The sequence below is a fragment of the Glycomyces mayteni genome (assembly GCF_042428885.1).
GTDB classification, from domain to species: domain Bacteria; phylum Actinomycetota; class Actinomycetes; order Mycobacteriales; family Micromonosporaceae; genus Glycomyces; species Glycomyces mayteni.
The window spans coordinates 1-528 of sequence record NZ_JBHMBP010000025.1; the positions used below are offsets into that span (position 1 = coordinate 1).

Consider the following 528-nt stretch of genomic DNA (forward strand, 5'->3'; position numbering starts at 1 on the left):
CTGCACCTTACTGCGGAAGAAGCGGAAGCCTGGATAAGTACCTGGGGAACTGAGAACGAGCAGGATGCTCCGCCATGCCACAGGTAACGATTTCCGCGCTGGCACAGCGCGATTTACAACGCCTTCAGGACTTTCTCAAAACCAAAAATCGGCTGGCAGCCAGAAAAGGAGGTGAGGTGATCGTCCGGGCTATCCAGCAACTGAAAACATTGCCAGACATTGGCCGCCCGGTGCCGTTTCTGCCGCTGGAATATAAGGAACTGGTGATCGGGTTTGGCGACAGTGGCTATGTGATGCTCTACCGCCACGACCGGGAAATGGACCAGATTGTGATCGTCACCGTCAGGCATCAGAAAGAATCCGGGTATCCGGGGGCAGACAGCCTCTAATAACCGATGACGGGGGCGCAATTCATTGCGTGGCCGTCGCCGGTTTGACAAGCGCAGCGCGTCAGAAAACCACATCCTGAACGGAAAAACGGGTAAAATTCAGCGATACATTTACCGTGAGAAATTACACACCTTTCAC

The 528-nt window shown here is 54.0% G+C and carries 2 protein-coding genes; both read left to right on the forward strand.

Annotation, left to right across the window (positions count from 1 at the left end; translation table 11 throughout):
• Positions 1-33 precede the first annotated feature (33 nt).
• Positions 34-87 (forward strand): hypothetical protein, encoded by a 54-nt coding sequence (locus ACFFXY_RS25415; RefSeq protein ID WP_488117944.1) that lies wholly within the window; start codon positions 34-36, stop codon positions 85-87.
• On the forward strand, positions 75-389 hold the full coding sequence (locus tag ACFFXY_RS25375; RefSeq protein WP_071177730.1) for a type II toxin-antitoxin system RelE/ParE family toxin: 315 nt from the start codon (positions 75-77) through the stop codon (positions 387-389). The genes ACFFXY_RS25415 and ACFFXY_RS25375 overlap by 13 nt, the downstream gene beginning before the upstream one ends.
• Positions 390-528: the final 139 nt, after the last annotated feature.

Coding starts and splice junctions, on each gene's coding strand:
- ACFFXY_RS25375 (WP_071177730.1), top strand. CDS start 75: ATGCCACAGGTAACGATTTCCGCGCTGGCACAGCGCGATTTACAACGC.